The 8,234-nt window shown below is 63.1% G+C and carries 7 protein-coding genes; 5 read left to right on the top strand and 2 right to left on the bottom strand.

The features are described 5' to 3' along the window. The first annotated feature begins 492 nt into the window (after window positions 1–492). Window positions 493–747 carry a type II toxin-antitoxin system Phd/YefM family antitoxin gene (locus tag EN893_RS10535; protein WP_127268248.1) on the top strand — a complete coding sequence of 85 codons (255 nt, stop codon included), beginning with the start codon at window positions 493–495 and terminating at the stop codon, window positions 745–747. A gap of 177 nt (window positions 748–924) precedes the next feature. After that, entirely contained in the window at window positions 925–1,974 is a 1,050-nt protein-coding gene (locus EN893_RS10530) for an aldo/keto reductase (protein WP_127268247.1), read from the top strand. A 44-nt stretch (window positions 1,975–2,018) separates the two neighbouring features. On the opposite strand, the gene EN893_RS10525 is transcribed toward EN893_RS10530, so the two are convergent. Continuing rightward, on the bottom strand, window positions 2,019–2,927 hold the full coding sequence (locus EN893_RS10525; protein WP_127268246.1) for a LysR substrate-binding domain-containing protein: 909 nt from the start codon (window positions 2,925–2,927) through the stop codon (window positions 2,019–2,021). A 119-nt stretch (window positions 2,928–3,046) separates the two neighbouring features. Between EN893_RS10525 and EN893_RS10520 the strand changes: the two genes are divergently transcribed. Both EN893_RS10520 and EN893_RS10515 read left to right on the top strand, forming a co-directional pair. After that, on the top strand, window positions 3,047–4,228 hold the full coding sequence (locus EN893_RS10520; RefSeq protein WP_127268245.1) for an MFS transporter: 1,182 nt from the start codon (window positions 3,047–3,049) through the stop codon (window positions 4,226–4,228). 52 nt (window positions 4,229–4,280) lie between these two features. Next, window positions 4,281–5,315: an aldo/keto reductase gene (locus tag EN893_RS10515; protein WP_127268244.1), complete on the top strand. Its 1,035-nt coding sequence runs from the start codon at window positions 4,281–4,283 to the stop codon at window positions 5,313–5,315. A gap of 307 nt (window positions 5,316–5,622) precedes the next feature. On the opposite strand, the gene EN893_RS10510 is transcribed toward EN893_RS10515, so the two are convergent. Then, window positions 5,623–5,895: an usg protein gene (locus EN893_RS10510; protein ID WP_013529022.1), complete on the bottom strand. Its 273-nt coding sequence runs from the start codon at window positions 5,893–5,895 to the stop codon at window positions 5,623–5,625. 302 nt (window positions 5,896–6,197) lie between these two features. On the opposite strand from EN893_RS10510, the gene acs reads away from it, so the two are divergent. Further along, window positions 6,198–8,153: an acetate--CoA ligase gene (gene acs / locus EN893_RS10505; RefSeq protein WP_127268243.1), complete on the top strand. Its 1,956-nt coding sequence runs from the start codon at window positions 6,198–6,200 to the stop codon at window positions 8,151–8,153. Window positions 8,154–8,234 lie beyond the last annotated feature (81 nt).

Here is an 8,234-nt window from a genome sequence, read left to right as displayed (position 1 = left end):
CCTTCGGCGCCACCAGCGTCCGCGTCGGTTCGGCGATCTTCGGCAGCCGATAGTTCCGATGCACAGACCGGTCTCTAGTCGCTAAATTCCAACATATTCGATTGGCTGCAGGCCACCACACCTTCGTCATCCTAGGGCGGAGCGACGCGAAGCGGAGCGCAGACCCTAGGATCCATGCCGTGACGACAAGGAAAATGCAGCGGTGCAGAATTCTGTTCCGCTGCATTCTTCGGCAGATGTCGCGGCATGGATCCTCGGGTCTGCGCTGCGTCGCTGCGCTCCTTGCTCCGCCCGTGGATGACGACGAGAGAGATGTTTAGGCCAATCCCCGAGGTTTGCGATCTGCCGCCGAAAGAGGCTATAGATTCTCGCTGCCAATAGCTTCCAACCCATGTCGAGGAACTAGCGAACACATCTGTTCGAGCGGAAACCCTGCCATGCTTCAACGGCATCTGGTATATGACTAGCGAAGCCATCTAGCGAGTAGTGCCCTTGAACTGGCATCTTAAGGACGCGAAGAACAATCTGGCGAAACTCGTACGGCAGGCGCGGGAACAAGGGCCACAAACCATCACGGTGCGCGGAAAGCCAACTGCTGTCGTACTCTCCCCCGAGGACTACGACCGACTGGTCGGCGCAACACCTTCGCTTGCGGAATATCTTCTCTCAGGTCCCGTGTGGGATGACGACTTCGTCGAGGAGGTCAATCGCCGCCCGAAGACGAAGATCCGAGTTATAGACTTATAATCCGCATACTCATGCGAACCTCGTTCGGTGAATGCAGCGGGCGCTTTTCTGATGGCGGCATTAGATGCGGTGAGGGGTTATAGGCCAACTCGGCGGGCTCGTTGAGCCAGCAATTGGAAACGAAACGTACCGTTCCTATTTGCTTTGCGTCATCACAAACTCTCTGGAGCCGCCACCATGCGCTACAACCAGCTTGGAAATACGGGGATGTTCGTCTCCGAACTGTGCCTCGGCACCATGACCTTCGGCGCCGCCGGTCAGAATGCCCAATGGGGCCTGATCGCCAGCCTCGACCAGAAGGGTGTCAACGAGATCGTTGCCCATTCGCTCGCCGCCGGCGTGAATTTCTTCGATACGGCCGACGTCTACTCCTTTGGCGAATCCGAACGGCTGCTCGGCCAGTCGCTCAGGGATCTCGGTGTGAACAGGCAGAACGTGGTCATCGCCACCAAGGCGCATGGCGCCATGGGCGAAGGCTCCAACCAGCGCGGCTCGTCACGCGGCCACATCATGGACTCGGTCGATGCCAGCTTAGAGCGGCTGCAGCTCGACCATATCGATCTTTACCAGCTGCACGGCACCGACACCGTGACGCCGATCGACGAAACGCTGCGGGCGCTCGACGATCTCGTTGCCAGCGGCAAGGTTCGCTATGTCGGCGTCTCCAACTGGGCGGCATGGCGCATCGCCAAGGCGCTCGGCATCGCCGAGCGCAAGGGCTTTGCCCGTTTCGAGACCGTCCAGTCCTATTATTCGATCGCCGGCCGCGACCTCGAGCGCGAGATCGTGCCGCTGCTCAACGAAGAGAAGCTCGGCCTGATGGTGTGGTCGCCGATGGCCGGTGGCCTGCTCTCCGGCAAGTACGGCCCCGGCGCGCCCGGCAATGGCGAAGGCCGCCGCGCGTCCTTCAACTTCCCGCCGGTCAACGAAGACCGCGCCTGGGCCGCGGTGGCCGTCATGCGCGAAATCGCCAAAAAGCATGATGTCAGCGTCGCCACGGTGGCGCTCGGCTATGTCCTGGCCAAGCCCTTCGTGATGAGCGTCATCATCGGCGCCAGCCGCATGGAGCAGCTGGAGCAGAACCTTGCCGCGACTGAAGTGAAGCTCGACACCGACGATCTGCTTCGTCTCGACGAGGTCAGCGCCCTGCCGTCCGAATATCCCGGCTGGATGCTGGAGCGCCAGGCAGTGGGCCGCCGCCCGGCGCCGTTCACGCCGAAAGCATAAATACAGCCCACGCTGACATCCCGGGAGCCGTGGCTCCGGAGATGTCAGCTCAGCCGGACGCTCTCTCCGAGAAAATCGAGAAAGGCACGCACCCGCGCCGGCAGATGCCGGCCCTGGCCGACATAGACGGCGTGGGTCGGCTCCTCGTCGCCCGGATTGAATGCCTCCAGCAGCGACACCAGCCGGCCGGCCGCCATGTCTTCCGCCACATGCCAGCGCGCCAGCCGGGCGATGCCTGCGCCCGCCAGCGCCATCAGCCGCATCGCCTCACCATCGCTGACCAGCGTGTTGCCGGTGATGGGAACCATGATGGCGCGGCCGTCCGCGTCGAGGAACGGCCAGCCATCGAGATGCCTGACGAAGCCGAAGCCCATGCGGTTATTCCTGTCGAGATCGGCTGGCGTCAGCGGCGTGCCCTGCGTTTCGAGGTAGGAAGGTGCTGCAACGACCACCACAGGGCTTTGCCCCAGCTTGCGCGCCACCAGCCGTGACTCACTCAGCGGCCCGGCACGGATAGCGACATCGGCGCGTTCCGCCATCAGGTCGATGACGCTGTCGGTCAGCACCAGATCGACCGAAATCTCGGGGTAGCGTTCGAGGAAGCGTGGCAGAAGCGGGATCAGCCGGTGTACCCCGAAGGGCACGTAGCTGTTGACGCGCAACCGTCCGCGCGGTGAAGCACCCGCCGCCGCCTCCTGCTCGGCCGCCGCCATGTCGGCGAGGATGCGCAGGCCGCTCTCGTAGAACGCGGTACCTTCCGGCGTCAGTTGCAGCTTTCGCGTCGAGCGGCTGACCAGCCGCGCGCCAAGCCGGGCCTCCAGCCGCGCGATCAGCTTGCTCACCGCCGACGGTGTCATGCGCAACGCGCGTGCCGCGGAGGAAAAACTGCCTTCCTCGACGACGCGCACGAACACTTCGATCTCGCCGGAGCGATTGATATCGGGCCTGGCCATTTGTGAATCTATTTCACAGAAAATGTGCCCAAGGCAAGTCTGGTTCACAATGCAGGGAAGCACGATCTCAGGGGTCGGGGCGCGGGACGGCGCTCTTCGCCATCGAAGTGGAAACCGCCATGCCTCTTGCTCTTTACGCGCTTGCCGCCGGTGCCTTCGGCATCGGCGTCACCGAATTCGTCATCATGGGTCTGCTGCTCGATGTCAGCAAGGATCTCGGCGTTTCGATCACGGCCGCCGGCCAGCTCATTTCGGGCTATGCGCTCGGCGTCGTCATCGGCGCGCCCCTGCTGACCATCGCCACCGGCAACTGGCCACGCAAGACCGTGCTTCTGGCACTGATGGCGATCTTCACGCTTGGCAATCTCGCCTGTGCGCTGGCCCCCGATTACTGGACGCTGATGGGCGCCCGCATTATCACCGCCTTCGCCCACGGCACATTCTTTGGCGTCGGCTCTGTCGTCGCCACCGGGCTGGTCGCACCCAACAGACAAGCCTCGGCGATCGCGCTGATGTTCACCGGTCTGACCATCGCCAACATCCTCGGCGTGCCCTTCGGCACCTGGCTCGGCCAGGCCTTCGGCTGGCGAGCGACCTTCTGGGCGGTGACATTGGTCGGCGTGGCGGCCTTCGCCGTCATCCTGGCTCTGGTGCCACGCAGCCGGACGGCGCCCGAAAAGAGCGATCTGCGCGCCGATCTCGCCGTGCTGCGCCGCACGCCCGTCCTGCTCGGCCTCGCCACCACGGTGCTCGGCTATGCCGGCGTCTTCGCCGTCTTCACCTATATCGCACCACTGCTGACCGAGATCAGCGGCTTCAAGGAAGCGGCCGTGTCGCCGATCCTGCTCGTCTTCGGCGGCGGTCTCATCGCCGGCAATTTGCTTGGCGGCAAGGTCGCCGACCGCTGGCTGGTGCCGGCCGTGCTGGGCAGTCTCGTGGTGCTGGCCCTGGTGCTCGCCACCATGAGCTTCGCCATCCACAGCCAGGTCATGGCCGTCATCTATGTCGGCCTGCTCGGTGCCGCCGCCTTCGCCACAGTGGCGCCGCTGCAGATGTGGGTGCTGGACAAGGCGCAAGGTGCCGGCCAGAGCCTCGCCTCGTCCTTCAACATCGCCGCCTTCAATCTCGGCAATGCGGCAGGCGCCTGGCTTGGTGGTGCGGTGATTGCCCATGGCCTTGGCCTGGGCTCCCTTACCTGGGTCGCCGCCCTGCTGCCGCTCGCGGCACTCGGTGTGGCGGGGCTGGCGCTGCGTCTCGATCGCACCGCCACGCTCGGCGAGCCTGCCTCCATCCGGTCGTGACCGTCCTCTGCAAACCCGCTTCCCACACCCTTCATTCCACAGGAGTAAAAAGATGGACTACCGACGTCTCGGTGCATCGGGCCTGAAAGTGCCCGCACTCTCATTCGGCGCGGGAACCTTTGGCGGCTCCGGCCCGCTGTTCGGCGCCTGGGGCAACAGCGACGCCAGGGAGGCGCGGCGGCTGATCGACATTTGCCTGGAGGCCGGCGTCAATTTGTTCGACACCGCCGACGTCTATTCGAACGGCGCCTCGGAAGAGGTGCTTGGCGAAGCCATAAAAGGCCGCCGCGATGCCGTCCTGATATCGACCAAGACCGCGCTGCCGATGGGCGACGGACCGGCTGACTATGGCTCTTCCCGGTCGCGGTTGATCAAGTCGGTGGACGCCGCGCTGAAGCGCCTCGGCACTGACTATATCGACCTGTTGCAACTGCACGCTTTCGATGCCGGGACGCCGATCGAGGAGGTCTTGTCGACGCTGGACGAACTCGTGCGCGCCGGCAAACTGCGCTATGTCGGCGTCTCCAATTTCTCCGGCTGGCAAGTGATGAAGTCGCTGGCGCAAGCCGACAAGCACGGTTATCCGCGCTATGTCGCGCACCAGGTCTACTACTCGCTGGTCGGCCGCGACTACGAATGGGAGCTGATGCCGCTCGGCCTCGACCAGGGCGTTGGCGCGCTCGTGTGGAGCCCGCTTGGCTGGGGCCGCCTGACCGGCAAGATCCGCCGTGGCCAGCCCTTGCCGGAAAAGAGCCGGCTGCACGACACGGCAAGCTTCGGACCGCCGGTCGAGGACGAGCATCTCTATCGGGTGATGGATGCGCTCGATGCGGTGGCGCAGGAAACCGGCAAGACCGTGCCGCAGATCGCCATCAACTGGCTCCTGCAGCGCCCGACCGTGTCGTCGGTCATCATTGGCGCCCGCAACGAGGAACAGCTTCGCCAGAACCTCGGCGCCGTCGGCTGGACCTTGACGCCGGAGCAGATCGGGAAACTCGACGCCGCAAGCGAAGTCACCGCGCCCTACCCGTACTTCCCGTATCGGCGGCAGGAAGGCTTTGCCCGGCTGAACCCGCCGGCTGTTTGATTAAGTCACAGTCTTACGTTCCGGGGCCGCCATAGAGACATTTGGGGGTAGCCGAAGCCCCTCAACTTCGTCATCCACGGGCGGAGCAGCCGCGAAGCGGCGTCGCGAAGACCCGAGGATCCATGCCGCGACCTTGGCCGTAAAGTGCAGCGGAGCAGAATTCTGCACCGTTGTGACGCTTCGGAGTCCCGGCATGGATCCTCGGGTCTGCGCCGCGTCGCTTCGCTCCTTGCTTCGCCCGTGGATGACGACGCGATAGGCGTTTGCGCCAACCACTAATGGTCGACAAAATGCCTGCCTACTGCTCTCAGTGCAGCACGAACTCCCCATCCACCTTGCGCCACTCATTCGGCGCGATCAGCTTCTGGTGGGTGTAGCTGATCGAATGCAGCGGCCCGTCCAGCTTGGCCTTCCAGAATTCGATGAACTTGATCAGCACCGGAAACTTCGGCGCCAGATCGTAGTCCTGCCAGATGAAGCTCTGCAGCAGATGCGGGTGATCGGGAAAGTGATAGAGAATCTTGGCCGTGGTCAAGCCATAGCCTTTGAGCATCAGGTCCATTTCGGCATGGTCGCGCATTACGGTCCCCAGGTTGATTCGCCTGTCCTCCCATGGCTGATTGTGCGCGCCGCTGATTAATCGTCTATTGATTTTTTCTTCATCTGAACCGGCTTTAGCATGCGAAAACATGCAGTTAGCAGCGCACTTGGCCGAGTGCTGACAGCCTCGGGGAAGCCCCCTGCGGCATCCCGCCGCGCGAATCCAACGTCTAATGTTGCCGTAACGGCGGAACTGGTAATAATGCCGCCGAATTCGCGGCCCTGTCGCCGCGATCCCGCCGGCATTTCAAGCCGGCGATTGGTTCGGGAGGAAAGTCAGGAATGTCCGAGGTTCATGTCCATCGCGTCCAGCCGGCGTGGAAGAAAAACGCGCTGATCGACAATGACACCTACCTGAAATGGTATGCCGACAGCGTCAAGAACCCGGACAAATTCTGGGGCAAGCACGGCAAGCGCATCGACTGGTTCAAGCCCTTCAGCAAGGTCAAGAACACCTCCTTCGACGGCAAGGTCTCGATCAAATGGTTCGAGGACGGACTGACCAACGTTTCCTACAACTGCATCGACCGGCACCTGAAGAAGCGCGGCAACCAGACCGCCATTATCTGGGAAGGCGACAATCCCTACGATGACAAGAAGGTCACCTATAACGAGCTCTACGAGCATGTCTGCCGGCTCGCCAATGTGATGAAGAAACACGGCGTCAAGAAAGGTGATCGCGTTACCATCTACATGCCGATGATCCCGGAAGCCGCCTATGCGATGCTGGCCTGCACGCGTATCGGCGCCGTCCATTCGATCGTCTTCGGCGGTTTCTCGCCGGATGCGCTGGCCGGCCGCATCGACGACTGCAAGTCGACCTTCGTCATCACGGCTGATGAAGGCCTGCGCGGCGGCAAGCCCATCCCTTTGAAGGAAAACACCGACAAGGCGATCGAGATCGCCGCGAAAGCCGGAACGAAAGTCGAAAAGGTGGTGGTCGTGCGCCGCACCGGCGGCAAGACCGGCTGGGTTTCAGGCCGCGACGTCTGGTACCACGACGAGGTCGCGACGGTGAAAGCCGAATGCAAGCCCGAGAAGATGAAGGCCGAGGACCCGCTGTTCATCCTCTACACATCGGGTTCGACCGGCAAGCCGAAGGGCGTGCTGCACACCACCGCCGGCTATCTCGTCTACGTCTCGATGACCCACCAATATGTCTTCGATTACCATGACGGCGACATCTACTGGTGCACCGCCGATGTCGGCTGGGTCACCGGCCACAGCTACATCGTCTACGGCCCGCTCGCCAACGGCGCCACCACGCTGATGTTCGAAGGCGTGCCGAATTATCCGTCGCAGTCGCGCTTCTGGGAAGTCATCGACAAGCACAAGGTCAACATCTTCTACACCGCGCCGACGGCGCTGCGCGCGCTGATGGGCGCCGGCGACGCGCATGTCGCCAAGACATCGCGCAAGTCGCTGCGCGTACTGGGTTCGGTCGGCGAACCGATCAATCCGGAAGCCTGGGAGTGGTATTTCAACATCGTCGGCAACGGCAAGGTGCCGATCGTCGACACCTGGTGGCAGACCGAGACCGGCGGCATCCTGATCACGCCGCTGCCCGGCGCCACCGACCTCAAGGCGGGATCGGCGACGCGGCCTTTCTTCGGCGTCAAGCCGCAGCTGGTCGACGGCGAGGGCAAGGTGCTGGAAGGTGCGGCCGACGGCAATCTGTGCATCACCGATTCCTGGCCGGGCCAGATGCGCACCGTCTATGGCGACCACGACCGCTTCGTGCAGACCTATTTTTCGACCTACAAGGGCAAGTATTTCACCGGTGACGGCTGCCGCCGTGACGCCGACGGCTATTACTGGATCACCGGCCGCGTCGACGACGTCATCAACGTCTCCGGCCATCGCATGGGCACGGCCGAGGTCGAATCCGCACTGGTCAGCCACGACAAGGTTTCGGAAGCCGCCGTCGTCGGCTATCCGCACGACATCAAGGGACAGGGCATCTACTGCTACGTCACGCTGATGGCCGGCGAGCAGCCGAGCGAGGAGCTGCGCAAGGAGCTGGTCGCCCATGTCCGCAAGGAGATCGGCGCCATCGCTTCGCCCGACAAGCTCCAGTTCGCGCCCGGCCTGCCGAAGACGCGTTCCGGCAAGATCATGCGCCGCATCCTGCGCAAGATTGCCGAGGACGATTTTTCAGCGCTCGGCGATACTTCGACGCTCGCCGATCCGGCCGTCGTCGATGATTTGGTCGCCAACCGGCAAAACAAGAAGAGCTGATGCAGGCAGCGCTTGGCACTGTCAGTGAGCTTTGGCGCTATCCGGCGAGTTCGCTTGCCGGCGAGCGCCGGGAGACAATCT

The organism is Mesorhizobium sp. M7A.F.Ca.CA.004.04.2.1 (assembly GCF_004022825.1).
Taxonomy (GTDB): domain Bacteria; phylum Pseudomonadota; class Alphaproteobacteria; order Rhizobiales; family Rhizobiaceae; genus Mesorhizobium.
This window is presented reverse-complemented; position numbering and strand designations above follow the sequence as displayed.

Bases quoted from the DNA above. Each gene is read 5' to 3' on its own strand.
- EN893_RS10515 (WP_127268244.1), top strand. From the start codon at position 4,281: ATGGACTACCGACGTCTCGGTGCATCGGGCCTGAAAGTGCCCGCACTC.
- EN893_RS10510 (WP_013529022.1), bottom strand. From the start codon at position 5,895: ATGCGCGACCATGCCGAAATGGACCTGATGCTCAAAGGCTATGGCTTG.
- EN893_RS10525 (WP_127268246.1), bottom strand. From the start codon at position 2,927: ATGGCCAGGCCCGATATCAATCGCTCCGGCGAGATCGAAGTGTTCGTG.
- acs (WP_127268243.1), top strand. From the start codon at position 6,198: ATGTCCGAGGTTCATGTCCATCGCGTCCAGCCGGCGTGGAAGAAAAAC.
- EN893_RS10530 (WP_127268247.1), top strand. From the start codon at position 925: ATGCGCTACAACCAGCTTGGAAATACGGGGATGTTCGTCTCCGAACTG.
- EN893_RS10520 (WP_127268245.1), top strand. From the start codon at position 3,047: ATGCCTCTTGCTCTTTACGCGCTTGCCGCCGGTGCCTTCGGCATCGGC.